At 57.7% G+C, this 14,702-nt stretch carries 13 protein-coding genes and 1 pseudogene; 1 reads left to right on the top strand and 13 read right to left on the bottom strand.

Features of this window, described 5'->3' with window-relative positions:
• Positions 1-27: 27 nt before the first annotated feature.
• The 6 genes and pseudogenes from PSDT_RS01680 to PSDT_RS01650 form a co-directional block, all read right to left on the bottom strand.
• Positions 28-2,574, bottom strand: a pseudogene (locus tag PSDT_RS01680) (glycoside hydrolase family 31 protein).
• On the bottom strand, positions 2,571-3,236 hold the full coding sequence (locus PSDT_RS01670; protein WP_006289684.1) for a YesL family protein: 666 nt from the start codon (positions 3,234-3,236) through the stop codon (positions 2,571-2,573). The pseudogene PSDT_RS01680 and the gene PSDT_RS01670 overlap by 4 nt, the downstream one beginning before the upstream one ends.
• Before the next feature lie 81 nt (positions 3,237-3,317).
• Positions 3,318-4,274 (bottom strand): carbohydrate ABC transporter permease, encoded by a 957-nt coding sequence (locus tag PSDT_RS01665; RefSeq protein ID WP_006289683.1) that lies wholly within the window; start codon positions 4,272-4,274, stop codon positions 3,318-3,320.
• Between the two features lie 106 nt (positions 4,275-4,380).
• The gene (locus tag PSDT_RS01660) at positions 4,381-5,403 is read right to left on the bottom strand and encodes an ABC transporter permease (RefSeq protein WP_006289682.1); all 1,023 of its coding nucleotides are present in this window, start codon (positions 5,401-5,403) and stop codon (positions 4,381-4,383) included.
• Between the two features lie 168 nt (positions 5,404-5,571).
• On the bottom strand, positions 5,572-7,428 hold the full coding sequence (locus PSDT_RS01655) for an alpha-glucosidase (RefSeq protein WP_036737456.1): 1,857 nt from the start codon (positions 7,426-7,428) through the stop codon (positions 5,572-5,574).
• Between the two features lie 281 nt (positions 7,429-7,709).
• On the bottom strand, positions 7,710-9,347 hold the full coding sequence (locus PSDT_RS01650) for a type 2 periplasmic-binding domain-containing protein (RefSeq protein WP_006289680.1): 1,638 nt from the start codon (positions 9,345-9,347) through the stop codon (positions 7,710-7,712).
• A gap of 178 nt (positions 9,348-9,525) precedes the next feature.
• Here PSDT_RS01650 and PSDT_RS01645 point away from each other — a divergent pair, with 178 nt between their 5' ends.
• The gene (locus PSDT_RS01645) at positions 9,526-10,542 is read left to right on the top strand and encodes a LacI family DNA-binding transcriptional regulator (protein ID WP_006289678.1); all 1,017 of its coding nucleotides are present in this window, start codon (positions 9,526-9,528) and stop codon (positions 10,540-10,542) included.
• A 1-nt stretch (position 10,543) separates the two neighbouring features.
• Here PSDT_RS01645 and PSDT_RS01640 read toward each other — a convergent pair whose 3' ends face one another.
• From PSDT_RS01640 to PSDT_RS01620, 7 genes are all read right to left on the bottom strand, one after another.
• A complete protein-coding gene (locus PSDT_RS01640) occupies positions 10,544-10,849 on the bottom strand; it encodes a hypothetical protein (RefSeq protein WP_006289677.1) in 306 nt (101 codons plus the stop codon).
• Positions 10,840-11,217: a hypothetical protein gene (locus PSDT_RS01635; RefSeq protein ID WP_006289675.1), complete on the bottom strand. Its 378-nt coding sequence runs from the start codon at positions 11,215-11,217 to the stop codon at positions 10,840-10,842. The genes PSDT_RS01640 and PSDT_RS01635 overlap by 10 nt, the downstream gene beginning before the upstream one ends.
• 17 nt (positions 11,218-11,234) lie before the next feature.
• Positions 11,235-11,396, bottom strand: a complete 162-nt coding sequence (locus tag PSDT_RS08320) for a hypothetical protein (RefSeq protein ID WP_006290658.1) — start codon at positions 11,394-11,396, stop codon at positions 11,235-11,237.
• 127 nt (positions 11,397-11,523) lie between these two features.
• On the bottom strand, positions 11,524-12,171 hold the full coding sequence (locus PSDT_RS01630; protein WP_223293599.1) for a hypothetical protein: 648 nt from the start codon (positions 12,169-12,171) through the stop codon (positions 11,524-11,526).
• 64 nt (positions 12,172-12,235) lie between these two features.
• Positions 12,236-12,460, bottom strand: coding sequence for a hypothetical protein (locus PSDT_RS08220; protein ID WP_006290660.1), 225 nt, complete (start codon positions 12,458-12,460; stop codon positions 12,236-12,238).
• The gene (locus PSDT_RS01625) at positions 12,453-13,205 is read right to left on the bottom strand and encodes a DUF1310 family protein (RefSeq protein WP_006290661.1); all 753 of its coding nucleotides are present in this window, start codon (positions 13,203-13,205) and stop codon (positions 12,453-12,455) included. The genes PSDT_RS08220 and PSDT_RS01625 overlap by 8 nt, the downstream gene beginning before the upstream one ends.
• Positions 13,206-13,810: 605 nt before the next feature.
• Complete coding sequence (locus PSDT_RS01620; protein ID WP_006289672.1) at positions 13,811-14,701, bottom strand: carbohydrate ABC transporter permease; 891 nt, start codon at positions 14,699-14,701, stop codon at positions 13,811-13,813.
• Position 14,702 lies beyond the last annotated feature (1 nt).

Here is a 14,702-nt window from a genome sequence, read left to right as displayed (position 1 = left end):
AGCCGCGAGCGCCGGCGGTGACCATCGTCAGCAGGTCGTCCTCAGGATGACTTCCTCCAAGGCGGCCACAAGACTGTCCGGCAAACCGTCGATGGTGCGCAAGGTCGTGATGACCCCCGCCCCCTCCCGGTTGATGGCTTCCCAGGCCTTGTCTTTCGCCGTGTAGGGCATCTGGGCCCGGGCCAGAATCTCCCGGAAGTCAGGGCGAAGGGGATTGTCGGCCAGATGGACGGCGCCGGGCAGAATGACTTCGATCCGCGCCCCGACGGCAAGCTCGGGCAAGGCCAGGGTCAGTTGAAGCTTGTCCGCCCGATAGGAGGCAGGAACGGTCATCTCTTTTTCTTTTTCCGCGTTTCCCGCGTCTTCCGTCACCCTGACCGTGACCCCTTCCTGCAACCAATCAGGCCGGGCCAGACCGGGCATGCGGATGGTCCAGGACCGCCGCGAAGGAAGCGGGGCGCCCCCTTCGTCAAAGCCGTCGCAGGCTTGGGCTGGCCCGATGACGATCACAGGCGAGCCGTCCCCGCGATGGCCTTCCCATTCCTCCCGGATCACCGTCTTGGTCTGGCCCAGGGGCTCCCCCTGCTCGCCCAGCCGGCCGGCATCCTCCCTCAGAGTGAAGGACCCGTCCGCTCCGGGGAAGGCGAGGAGGGTCAGGGCCGTCGGATTCGCCAGGTCATTGCAGTCCTCGCCCTCGTGCAGGTCCTGCAGGGGAATCAATCCCCCGGCCGGGGCGAAAACAGGCATGCCCTCGAGCGGCCGATGGGCCGTGAAGGACCGGCCGGGGGCTCCCCCAGGCACAGGCGAGCCGGAGGGGTCGCAGGCGGCGCGGTAGGGGCGGCCTGTGAAGAAATCGAACCAAAGCCCCCGGGGCAGCCAGACGTCAGCCGAAGCCATCAAGGAATGGGGATCCGTATGGGTCACGATGGGAGACACGATCAGCTGGTCCCCGAAAAGATACTCATCCTGATTCTCGTAGGCCTCCCCATTGTCCGGGTAGTCCCAATAGACCGGCTCGACCAATGGCCGGCCTTCCTCATGGGACCGGTAATTCATGCTGTAAAGGTAAGGGAGAAGCCGATGACGCAGGCGGAGGGACTCGACCATGGATTGGCGGATCCCAGCCGGGAAATTCCACGGCTCCTTGCCCGCAAAAGGGGAGGCGCTGGAATGCAGGCGGTTGATGGGGCTGAAAGCGCCGAACTGGTACCAGCGGGCCTCCAGCTCATCATCTCGGACCCCCAGCATATGGCCGCCTATGTCATGGCTCCACCAACCGTAGCCGATATTGGAAGCGGTGGCCGTGAAATAGGGCTGGAATTTCAGGGAATCCCAGCTGATGACCGTATCCCCGGAGAAGCCGATCGGATACCGGTGGGAGCCGGGACCGGCGTAACGGGAGAAGGTCAAAGGCCATCTGCCATCCCGGCCCGAATCCCGGTAATGCAGGTGGTTGAGCAGCCATAAGGGATCCAGCCCCTTCTGCCGGGCGACGGACCCCTGCTGCCAATCCAACCACCAGAAATCGACCCCTTCCGCCTCCATCCGATGATGAAGGGCGAAATAGTTTGTGACGAAGACCGGATTCGTCAGATCGAAGTCCAGCGGGGCCTCGGTGGCCGGGTCGACCCCCATGGCCCGGGCCATGACCGGATAGTCGTCCTCGAAAGCCCGGATCCCGTCACGGGGGTGGACGTTCAAAGTCACCTTGAGTCCCCGGTCATGCAAGTCGCTCAGGAAACTCTGATGATCGGGGAAAAGCTTCTTGTTCCAGGAATAGCCGGTCCAGCCGGAGCCGAACCGGGGGTCGACGTCCCACACCCGGTGCCAGTCCATGTCGATCACGGAGACGGTGAAGGGGATCCCCTCGGCCTTGAACCGGTCCATCAGGGCCAGATATTCCTTCTGCTGGTAGGGGTAGAAGCGGGACCACCAATTGCCGAGGGCGAAACGGGGAAGGAGGGGGACCGGGCCGGTCAGGCGGTAGAAGTCTCTGAGAGCCTCCGTGTAATCGTGGCCATAGCCGAAGAAGTAAAAGTCGGTCTCCTCCTCTTCCCTCGGCTTGACCATGAGCCCGTCGGGGGTGGGGATGCCGCTGGAGGAATCATCCAAGACCGCCCAGCCGTCGCGGGAAAGCAGGCCTTGCCCAAGAGGGACCGGCCCATCCGCCCCGTCGAGGGTCCGGGCTGTCCCGCCCAGGTTTCCACCGGAAGCGGCCGGGTCCTTGTCGTCTCCGAAATGCCAGGTATTGGACAGGGACCCGGTCCCGCCGACGACCAGACTCAGGCCCTGGGGGCTGAAAGGCCGGCCATCGTAGACCAGGTGCAGGCGGGAAGTGTCAAGGACCAGCCAATCCTACCCGTCGCTGCCCCGCTGGTGAGTCAGCCGAATGGGGACCGGGGAGCCGAAGCCCCGGTTCACCACCACCTGGGTCGGCCGGTCTTCGAAGACGCCGGAGTCCGACCATTCGCAGCGGACCAGGGCCTCGGTCAGGAAGGAGAAGCGCCAAGCTCCCCCGCTAACCGGGTCCTTCCCGCTGATGACGCCAGCCTGGTCCTTCCGATCCGTCTTCATTGAGCCATCCTTTCGTCGCGGCTTTCTTTCAGTTCCTTGGCGTCCATCCCCTTGAGCCTGCCCAGGTAAGAGACCACCATGACCACCGCGAAGAGAGGCAGGGCGATGCCGAAGGCGGCCAGGAAGCCCGACCACCTCCACCAGACGACCAGGGTGGCGATGATGACCAAGACGAGGACGAGGGTGCAGACCGGCCGGGCCAGGACCATGTTGAAGGTCATCTTGATGATCCACCCCGGTTTCTCGTCATAGTTGGACCTTACGGCCCAGGACAGGACCAGGAAAAGCAGGTAGACCACATTGACCGCCAGAAGCAGGCCGGAGGCGGCGATCCCCAGGGTCCCGGTGCTGTTGAAGTTGGCCAGGTAATAATCCCAAGCCAGGAAAAGGCCGATGATCAGCTGGGGCCAGCCGAAGAGGTTGGCGCTTTTCAGGTCCTCCTTCCAGGCCTTATGAAAGACGGTCCAGGTCCTTTTGACCGTCCAGGATTGGTCCAGGTCCAGCAGCCAGGTACGGTAGGTGGCGTAGCTGGCCGAGACGGAGGGGAAAAAGCCCACTAGGACAAGGCCCATGACCGTATGGACGATGGTCGCCAGGTGGACCATGAAGATCATGAGGACCACCCGGCAGAACCGTTCATACCCCAAGGCGAACTTTTTCATTTCCTTGCCCCTTTCCCGGCCAGTCGGGGCCAGCCGGAGTCAGTCGGCCCCGACTGCCCGATTTTGCCCGACTGCCTGATTCTAACCCTTCACGGCCCCAATCATGACGCCTTTGTTGAAGTACTTCTGCAAGAAAGGATAGATGACCAGCAGGGGGAGGGTGGAGACGATGATGATGCCGAATTTGATCTGGTCGCCCAGGTTCTGGGACTGGGCGGCGGACATGCCCACGGTTCCGTGGTCGGTCTGGTTGGCCAGGAGGATCATCTGCAGGACGTTCTGCAAAGGCTCCTGGTCCTGGTTGCGGATGTAGATCAAACCGGTGAAGTAGTCGTTCCAGTGACCGACGAAGCAATAGAGACCGATGACCGCGATGATGGCCGACGACAGGGGCAGGACGATCTTGAAGAAGTAACCGAAGTAGGACAGGCCGTCCACCTGGGAGGCATCATGCAGCTCTTCGGGGATGGAGGTCTCGAAGAAGGAGCGGGCGATGATCATGTTGTAGACCCCGAAGGCCCCGGGCAGGATGAAGACCCAGATGGAGTTGAGCAGGCCCAGCTGCTTCATGAGCAGGTAGCTGGGGATGAGGCCGCCGGAGAAGAACATGGTGAAGGTGAAAAGGAAGAGGATCACCCTGCGGGGTTTGAACTCGCGACGGGAGAGGGCGAAGGCGGCCGGAATGGTCACGATCAGGTTGACCGCCGTTCCCAGGACGGAGTAGATGATGGTGTTTCGGTAGCCGATCCAGATGCGGCTGTCTTTGAGGATCTGGGCGAAACCGCTGAATCCGAAGCCCCGGGGCCACAGGGTCACCTGGCCGGTGGCCACGTACTTGGGGTCGGACACCGAAGCGATGACGATGAACCAGAGCGGGTAAAGCACGGCCAGGACGATGGCCACCATGATGATGACGATGATCGAGTCCACGATCCAGTCCGAGACCGTCTTATGCTGACGGACGTGCTTGTTCCAAGGGATGTCTTCGGCGGAACCGGAGATCTTCCTGGCCGGTTCGGCCTTCTTCGCTGTTTCCATGCTTGTCGTCTCCTGATGAGCCTGATTGGTCTGATGTGTCATAGGGGCCGGGAGCGCCCGAGCGGGCCGCCCTTGGTCCGGGGAATCCACAGGATTGTCGTTGAGGTTAGAAGATGCTGACATCGCTGGCCTTCTTTGCGATCATGTTGGCGGTGATCAGGAAGATGAAGTTCACCACCGAATTGAACAGGCCGATAGCCGTCGAATAGGAGAACTGGTTGTCCAGGATGCCTATCCGGTAGGTATAGGTGGCGATGACCTCGGAGGCGGACACGTTCAGGGTGTTCTGCATCAGCCAGATCTTCTCGAAGCCCACGCCCAGGACGGAACCCATGTTCATGATGAGCAGAATGCCGGCCGTCGGCAGGATGGTGGGGATGTCCACGTAACGGATGAGCTGGAGGCGGCCGGCCCCGTCGATCCGGGCGGCCTCGTAAAGGGCCATGTCCACGGAGGAGAGGGCGGCCAAGTAGATGATGCAGTTCCAACCCGTGTGCTGCCAGATCTCCGAAATCCAGTAGATGGGGGTGAAGGCGTTGGGGTCGCCCAGGATGCTGGTCCGTCCGAAGAAGCGGCCCAGCAGCCCGTTGCCGGGGGCCAGGAAGATGTTGATCATGGAGACCATGACCACGGTGGAGATGAAGTGGGGCATGTAGGTGATGGTCTGCACGAAGCTCTTCACCTTGGAATTGCCGATCTGGTTGATGAGCAGGGCCAGGATGATGGGGGCGATGAAGCCCATGACCAGGGTCCACAGACTGATGCGGACCGTGTTCCCGATGATCTGGCCGAACATGGGGTCGTTGAAGAAACGACGGAAGTAGTAAAAGCCCACCCAGCGGCCGCCGGTCAGGCCCTTCTCCAGGTCATAGTCGCGGAAGGCCAGCTGGATGCCGTACATGGGCACGTACGAGAAGAGGATGGTGAAGCCCATGGCCGGCAAGAGCATGACCCACAACTGCCAGTAAAGGTGGAAGTGGCGGGTGATCTTGCCGGAGCCATGAGGTTCGCCGGCCTGAACCTCTTTCTTTTTGCGCTCTCGGCGGCTGATATGGCTGACGGCTTGGCCCGCCTCTGTTTTCTGGGCGGACTGAGCCGGTTGGACCGGAGTCTGTTCTGACTGAGTCATTCTTGATTCCCCCTAATGTGGATTCTTCTGTTGTCTGGCTTGCCGGGTTCCCGTTCCCGATCTCAGGTTTTCGGTTTCGGTTTCCCGGCTTGTTCCGATGAAGGTTGCCTTGTCGATGGCCGAAAGCCGGTGACGGCTCCGGCCCTTTCCTTGTGAGCGGGCGGCTGGTCAGGCCGCGGCTATCCCGTCTCCCCCGCCCCAAGTGACGGCCATGGCCGCCCAGGGTTCCAGTTCGAGGGAGTCGAGGCAGGAGGCGGCCGCCTCATCCGACAGGTTGGAAAGGAGGACCTGCCTGGATGCGGCCGCCTGCTGGTGCTGTTCGAGCTCCTGGGAGCTCTGGGCGGGGATGGCCGTGGAATCGTTGGACATGTTGACCAGGACCAGGATCTCCCGGTCGCCCAAGTCACGGCGGAAGGAGTAGATCTTCCCGTCTTCTTCGTCCAACATGGAGAAGGAGCCGGAGGAGACCACGGGGTTGGTGTGGCGCAGGTCGATCAGCTTCCGGTAGAAGGAGAAGACCGAATCGGGGTCGTCGATCTGGGAGGCCACGTTGATCTGGTCCTTGTTGGGGTTGACCGCCAGCCACGGTTCCTTCCCGGAACTTTCCGGGCAGAAACCGGCGTATTCGCTGGAGTCCCATTGCATGGGGGTGCGGGAATTGTCCCGGCTGACCTTGGCCAGGGAAGCCAGCATGGATTCGGGGGTCTGCAGCCCGGCCTCCTGGACCCTCTGCCGATAGGCGTTGATGGATTCCAGGTCCCGGTACTGGTCCAGACGGGTGAAGCCGGCATTGGTCATGCCGATCTCCTCGCCCTCGTAAATGTAAGGGGTCCCCCGGTGCATATGGAGGAGGAGGCCCAGGGCCTTGGCCGACCGGACCCGCAGGGATCCGCTTGAGGTCTGCCCCCAGCGGGACAGGGCCCGGGGCTGGTCGTGATTGTTGAAGAAGAGGCTGGTCCACCCGGCCTGAGCCACGGCTTCCTGCTGGCGCTTCATGGCCGCTTTGAGTCTGCCCAGCTCGAGGGGATGGCTGTTCCACTTGGTCCCTTCCTGGTCGATCTCCAGATGGTCGAAGAGGAAAAGCATGTCCAGCTCTTTGCTGTCCGGGCTGGTGATGACGGCGTTGCGTTCGGGCGAGATGCCTTGGGCCTCCCCCACGGTCAGGTACCCTTGACGGCCTTCGAAGACGGCGGACCGCATCTCCTTGAGATATTCATCCAAACGTGGGCCGTCCATGCTGAAGGGCCAGGGGGAGGAATAGCCTTCCGGCCCGGCCGGCAGGTCTTCGATCTCGCTGCCCCGCACTCCGGGCAGACGGCCTTGGGAGTCGATCCTCTTGGAGATAAGGGTGATCACATCCATGCGGAAGCCGTCGATCCCCCGATCCAGCCACCAGTTCATCATCCGATAGACGGCTTGGCGCGCCTGGGGGTTCTCCCACTTGAGGTCAGGTTGTTTGCGGGAGAAGGTGTGCAGATAGTACTCGCCCCGTTGTGGGCAATACTGCCAGGCGGACCCCCCGAAAGAGCCGCCCCACAGGTTGGGTTCGGCCCCGGGGGTGCCAGGCTCATGGCCTTCCTTGGCCGGCTCCCACCAATACCAGTCTTCGTAGCCGGGTTCGCGGCGGACGGACTTGCGGAACCATTCGTTTTCGTCGGACGTATGGTTGACCACCAGGTCCATGACCACCCTGATCCCCCTCCTGTGGGCCTGGGCCAGGAGGGAATCCATATCGTCCAAGGTCCCGAAAAGGGGGTCGATCTGATAGTAGTCGGCGATGTCATAGCCGTTGTCGTCCTGGGGAGACTTGTAAACGGGGGAAAGCCAGATCACGTCCACACCCAGCCGGGCCAGGTAGTCGAGCTTCTCCTCGATACCTTTCAGGTCTCCCAGACCATCCCCATTGCTGTCCTTGAAGGAACGGGGGTAGACCTGGTAGACAACGGCGTTGGCCCACCAGGGATTGGGGGTGGCGCCGTTGGTTCGTATGCTGTCCGGCAATTTCCGTCTTTGACTGTCCGTCATGATCTCCAGCCTTATGAGAGTAGTAAGTAGTAAGTACTCAGTCTTGATTTTTCGTCGTGGACCGTGGGACCATCGGCTCATTGAGCCGTCGGGGTTCCGGATCCGTGAGTCCTGGAATCCCTGATCGACACGCTCGCGACGTCTTTTATGTTTTTGAACATGAATTCCCGGCCGGGGCTGGGCCAGCGGCCGGGAAAAGCCGTCTTCGCATCGGGGGCCGGCATCCCCGCCTAAGGCCGGCCGCGCCAGACGGCGGGACCTTCCTCAGGTATGGCGCTCGCTTATTCCTTGGTAGAGTTGAGGTTCACGCCGATCTTGTCCATGTTGGACTTGAAGTGGTCATAGACCTGCTGCTCGATCTTGATGTTCTCATCAAGATTGTTCTTCTTGAGGCCAGCCACGTAAGAGTCCCATTCCTTGTCCACACCGCCCTTGGTGACCCACTGGGCGAACTTGCTCATGGCGGACTGGGTGATGCCGGTGTTGTTCTCGTTCATCTTCCGGGTCTGTTCGGTGGTCATGGGCATGTTGGCGTAAAGGACGTCCTTGTTGAAGTCCACGTTCTTGAAGTTCCCGTCATAGACGGCGTCGGTGGCGCGGTACTCGGTGTGCTCAGGAGGCAGGTTCAGCTTCATGTTGTCGCCGATCCAGGCGGGAGCGCCATCAGCCAGGGCGTTGGTGAACTGCCAGTCGGAAGCGTTCTTGGTCTTGTCCTGAGGCTTGAGGACGGTGTAGTCGTTGGGGCCGTTCTTCTTGACGCAGGTGCCGAAGGCGCCGTAACGCATCTGGACGGACATGTCAGGGGCGTAGAAGGCGTCCACGATCTTGAGGGCGGCGTCCTTGTTGGCCACCTTCTTGGAGACCACGGCGCGGTCCACCTGGTAAGCCAGGTCATCGCCGTTGTAGGACCAGACCAGCTTGTTGGTGTCGGAAGCGTGGGCCTTGAGAGCGGGCATGGTCACGTACTGGGGTCCCAGGGTGGATCCGAAGATGTCGGACGGGGTCCACATCCAGGTCATGCCCACCTTGGCCACGTTGCCTTCACCCTTGGAGGTGGAGGTGTACTTGGACCAGTCATGGGTGAAGGCCTCGGAAGAAATGACGCCATCGGCCCAGAGCTTGTGCAGGAACTGGATCAGCTCCTTGTAGTGGGGGTCGGTCAGGTAGTTCTGCACCTTGCCGTCCTTCACGTACATGCCCAGAGGGCCATTGGGGACGGTGATGCCGAAGGAGGACAAGAGCACGTTGGGCTGGAAGAGGCCGAAGCCGCCGGTCCCCGGGGAGTTGAAGTCCAGAGGGATCTCATCGTGCTTGCCATTGCCATTGGGGTCCTGGTTCTTGAAGGCGATCAGGACCTTCTCCAGCTCGTCCCAGGTGGTGGGGACCTTCAGGCCCAGCTTGTCCAGCCACTGCTTGTTGATGAACATGTGGTTGGAAGTGCGGGCGGTAATGGTGCGGCCCACGGTCGGGGAGCCGAGGATCTTGCCGTCGGCAGTGGTGGAAATGGCCTGAGCATAAGGTTCAGCTTTGAAAAGCTTTTGCAAATTTTTCATATGCTTGATTTCAGGCTTCAAATCCAGGAAGAGGCTGCCATACTCGCCCATATCGCCGGAACCGAAACCGCCGATGGTGATGTCGGCCACTTCACCGGCAGCCAGGGCCGCCTTCTTCTGCTGATCCCAGGAGGAAGCCGCTACATCCTGCCACTGAATGTGGCACTCGCACCGGGTCTCGAGGTCCTTGGTCCAAGGAAGATCGGCCATTTTCTTCGTGCGGGCGTCCTTGACCACCTGCACGGTGACGATCGGCTTGCCATCGGAAGCCTTCTTGGCGCCATTGGAGCCGCCGCAACCCGCGAGCAAAGTCATAACGGCTATTGCCCCAGCGGCGATCTTCAATCCATTACGTTTCAGAGTCATTCGATCTCCTCCGTTATTAATTCTTACCAACTATGCGATCACACCAGTTGTAATCGCTTCAAGCAGGATTAATTGTAATATTGACGCAAGTTAAACGCAAACTTTGCGTGTCGTGTTGCAATTCTTTCATTCTTGTCTTCTTCGAAAGTCATAATGAGGTGCAAAAGGAGGCATCGCTATGACAACGACGCTGGCGGACATCGCGGAAAAAACCGGCCTGAGCCAGGCGACGATTTCACGGACCCTGAACAACAAGCCAGGCGTGTCCAGCAAGACGAAAGCCATGATTTTCAAGACCATGGAAGAGCTGGGCATGAACCCTTCGGCCAGCAGGGCCACGGAGATGAAACAGGTCGCCCTCATCACGCCCGACATGTCCAACCCCATCTTCGCAAACTTTGCGACCAACCTTTCCGTCCTCCTCTCCCAACAGCATACCCTCCCTTTGTTGTGCGCCTACACCCTCTACGGAGGAAACGAGTCCTCTTATATGGAGGAGATCCTCAACTACCACATCTCCGGGGCCATCTTCCTATCCGGCCAATACGACACCAAAGGGGCCGACCTCAGCCACTACTACACCTTGGCCAAGCAGCGCATCCCCATGGTCTTCCTGAACGCTTCGGCGCATGAGGTCGATGGCTTTTACGTGGAGACGGACGACATGACCGCCGTCAACATGGCCCTGACCCACCTCATCAACCTCGGGCACAGCAAGATCGGCCTGCTTTTCGGAGACAAGGACCACTACCCTTCCATCCGCAAATACGAGGCGGCCGAACGCTTCTTCCATGAAAAGAAGATAGACCATGACCCCCGCCTGACCGTCTGGACCACCTATGGGATCGGGTCAGGCCAAATGGCCACCACCGCCCTCATCAAGGCCGGGGCCACGGCCATCATGTGCGCGTCCGACCAATTGGCCCTCGGGGCCATCAAAGCCGCCACCGCCCTGAACCTGAGCGTTCCGGAAGACATTTCCATCACCGGCTATGACGACAGCCTGGCCATGAACTACATCTCCCCCTCCCTGACCACCGTCCGCCAACCGGTCGACCTGATGAGCCGGGCCCTGGTCAATGGTTTCAACACCTTGCAGGCCGACCCCCGGACGGCGACCAAACGCAACATCGCCATTTACGAGCCTGAGCTGGTGGTGCGGGGCTCCACGGGGATCTGCCGGGTCCGGCGGTAGGCTAACATTTCATCGCCTCCTTATCGTTGAACGTTTTCGCCTCTTTGGCATAAGCGGTTTCAATGGCTTCGCTGAATTTTCCTTTCATGGTTCCGCTTACTTTCCCGGCTACATCTTTCAAAGCCAGGGCCGCGGTGCCGCAACGGCTGTCATAAAGCTTGTCCCATGCCTCGACATAATTCCTGACGATCGTTTTCGCCACGTCCGCCAAAGTCCCCGACATCGCCCGGGCGCATTCAAAGCCGACCTCCTGTTTGAACTCCTGCATCGCGTCATCGACATCCAGTATTTTCCCGTTTACGCCCATTCGGTTCCATCTCCCATATCCCGCTGTTTGCGTTCGTAGTCCTTCAGACAATGATGAAGCTCCTCACACCAGAAGTAGCACCTCTTATATATCCGGGACAGCTTCTCGGAGAACGCTTCAAGACGATAATAACGTTCCTTCAGGGAACCGGTCTCATCCCCATACGCATCCGCCGCTTGAGCGACATAGGTGATCGCGTAATTCACCTGGCTGCGCAAACGCCCTAACTCCTCGTTGATCGGGTCTTCAAATTCGCGCAGCTCTTTTTCCATATGCTTCACATGTTCCTGCTTCGATTCACAGATGGGGCAGATGCCCACATCGAGATACTCATCCGGACGAATGCGCAGCAGCTCTTCTATGCCCATTGATCTCCCCTATCCCTTCAGTACTTCCACGCCTGGAATCTTTTCATCATACCAGCAAGCTGCCCGTCTTTTTCAAGTAGCCGGTCAATCCCTCGCCTGGTCTCCTGCCCGATCGTTCTGGTCTTCCCCGCTTCCCGCCGTGCAGCCTTCAGACACGCTTCCACATGCTCATCGAACACAAATAAAGCGCTCTCCTTGCTCTACCCGGCCATTTGAGCCTGCTGGACTATCTCCGGGGGTTGAACGGCGAAAACGGCGTCCAGCTCCGCCACCAGCTTTCGACGGAGTCCACTGGAAAAATCGGTTTCAACACCCGCTTGAAACGAGTCCGCGCTCGCATCTGCCGCCCCCCACCAGGACCAAAGCTTGTTCCGCATCAAGGAAAAGCCGTTGGGAAGAGGAAAGGGGGTTCCCGCCTTGGAGACTTTTCGCGTAACGGCTCAATTTACGCAGTCGCAAATCACGAATACGACTGATGGTTTTGCTGTCAAGCGCAAGTCCACCATCTTTAGTCCACTCATATCCGCCCCAGACATGCTGTTTCACAGGATTCCCTATGTTCTTGGATTGAATACGCTGAACCCGCCCGACGACTTTGCCGTCATCATCATACGCCATGCCGCCAGCACGCCCTGCCTGGATGATGGGATCCCTGGCGTCGATATAGTTATGCACCCGGGATCCATACGACTGTGCCCTTTTTTGCTGGCGCGCGTTGAGTTTTGAATACATGTTCGGCCCTTCGTACATCCAAGCGCCGCTGATGCGTGAAGCCTCCCGGTCATCCAAATCAGCCAAAGCCGTCTGCGCCTGCATAGAGCCCAAAGAATGCCCGTAAACCTCGATCTTGCATCCTTTATAAGCAGGATTGGCCATGATTTCGTGCAACTTGGCCGCGGCATCCCGCATCCGCCGACGAACTTCAGGCACCGCCTGACTTATATCCGTCACCACATCACGTATATCCACAGGCGTCGTACCTCTGAACAAAACTCTTACTACGTGTGGATTTCTTGGGTTATCTACAATAACCGACAATAACCGAATAATCCATTCCGCTCCAACGATGCCCGTTATCGGCTACAGATCCGGCAACGATGGAGTTCTTATTCGTCATCGGCTTCCCCGCTTGCCCATCGGCGGGCGTTCGATAGATACGAATCTTTGCTCCCATCTTGTAAGCTTCCTTATTATATTCAAGGTTAGCTATCTGTTGACGTTGATATTCAGTGATTTTATTCATCCTCATTCTCCGGTTGAATTCCAAATCTTTTGCAAGCTCTCCTATACCTCTCATCCGCTTGTTGACGAAGCTTTCTCAAAGCATCGTCAACTTCGGCTTCCTTTTGGGGGCTCATCTTCCGCGTGGCCCAATCAGAACCAAAACGCCGCCGCATCTCCCGGCCGGTCAAAGTATCATCCACGCTTCTTTGACCGCCCTCCCCATCGGACTCCATGCGCCCCAGTCTTCCTGACTCCACTTCTTCAATCCATCCGGGACCGTAATCCCCAATCATCGTACACACCCACTGGAGAGTGCTCTTGGGCGTATTCAGATCATACTTTTTAAAAATCTGAGTATCCAGCCAGGGGTCGTCATCCACCATGACTCGTAAGCTGCCGAGCTTGCCATCAACGTAAAACCTGTCAAGATTCAAGTTCGCCCCGTGATCCGACTTACGGTCCCCATTGATTATCAGATAACCGTTGATTCCACCCATAGGATTATGTTCCAATGACGAATCGTCAACTTCATACGAATGAATCACGCCTTGAGAAGTGAAGGCATGCGGATCCTCAAGCTTCAACCCCGCCTCGATCTCCTTCCTCGCTTGCTCGGAATGAGCGATTTGAATCATTTCATGCCGCAGCTGAACCTGTTTGCCCACAACACACCCTCCAATGACAAGAACGAGAACACCCAACCAGACCAAAACCCAACGGGCTCGATGCTTTTTAGCATAAGGGGAAACTATCGTGAAAGACATCGGAATCGCACCTCTTCTCATGGTTCATACGGAAAACAAGGGGAGACCTCACAGAAGAAACCCTCCCCTCTAGACATCAAGCGATGCATCTGGATTTCTGGTGATAGTGGGTATTCATGCCGCTCAAGTCAGCAGTTACATATCGAAAAGCCATACCCTATAGCGTACAGAGCTATCACGCAACACACAAAGGAGAACCGTAGAAACTCTAACCAATACGCTGTGCAAGCGGCTCCCGGTGTCAAACCGATCATAATGGCCGAACATCATTTCTATTAAAATTCGGATGAAGAGTGAGACATTGCTTGATGTAACCAACAACAAAATCAAGCTTGATCATCAGAAAGGCGTGTGGCTTTCTTGATGCCCAGAACATGTTGGACATGATGCATCTGGTTCGCTCCGATTCACCGGCACCATTGCCCGATCAAAGGTCGAAACAGCTGAATCCACATGAATATTAATTTTGCTAGTTATTATCCACTGCACTGCCGTAGAGCCCTTCATTGATAATAAAAAAGGACAGAGTCCTTTATTGGTAATAAAAATTTTGGGCCCAAAAGGTCTTTGGGCCCAAAATTACAATTTGTTTCGATGTCCCCTTATCAAGACTTCACAGATCCTGCAGTAAGACCACCGACCCAATATCGTTGTAAGAATAGAAAGGCCAGAACCATAGGGATAACAGACAGGAATGAGCCAGAGGTAACTAAGTTCCAGATTTGTTCAGAAGCGGCGCCAGCCTGAGACTTTACCTGCCATTGAGTCAACCCCACGGTTATGGGGAATAGACTTTGATTCGTCAGCACCACCTGGGGCAAGAAGAAATTATTCCAGCAACCGACCGTTGACAAAAGCCCGACCGTAGTCACAGCGGGCGTCATAATCGGAAGAGAAACCTGGAAGAAAGTCCTCAACTCCCCCGCCCCATCTACGCGAGCGGCTTCAATCATTTCGTCTGGGAGAGACTCAGTGCAATAAATTCTCATAAGATAGACGCCGAATGGATTGAGAAGAGAAGGCAGGATGACGGCCCACACAGTGTTGACTATGCCTACGTTAGACATAAGGATAAAAGTAGGGATGACCAGAGCCGTGGAAGGAATCATCAAAGCTCCCAGGACTATGCTGAAGTAAGTATTACGGCCTCTGAAACGAAACTTTGCAAAACCATAACCAGCCATGACACAGATGATTGTGCTGAGAAGGCCCCCTATCATCGCGTAAAGGAAAGAGTTGCCTATCCAACGCCAGTAAATCCCATCACCATAGGAAGACAATTGAGAGATATTCTCAAAAAAAGCGAACTTCTTATCGAACCACATAGATCCGCCAGATCCGAAAAAGAGCCCGGAATTAGACTTGGTCGCTGCTACTACCAACCACCAGACCGGGAAGAAGAAATAAATCACCGCTAAACCAAGAACGACGATCACAAAAACATGCGGCTTCTTCCGAAAATGATTCATCGTGACAAAGCTTTTTGTTTGTTCCATT

It is taken from the genome of Parascardovia denticolens DSM 10105 = JCM 12538 (assembly GCF_001042675.1).
GTDB classification, from domain to species: Bacteria; Actinomycetota; Actinomycetes; order Actinomycetales; family Bifidobacteriaceae; genus Scardovia; species Scardovia denticolens.
Note: the sequence above shows the minus strand (reverse complement) of the source record. Positions and strands in the feature narration are given on the sequence as shown.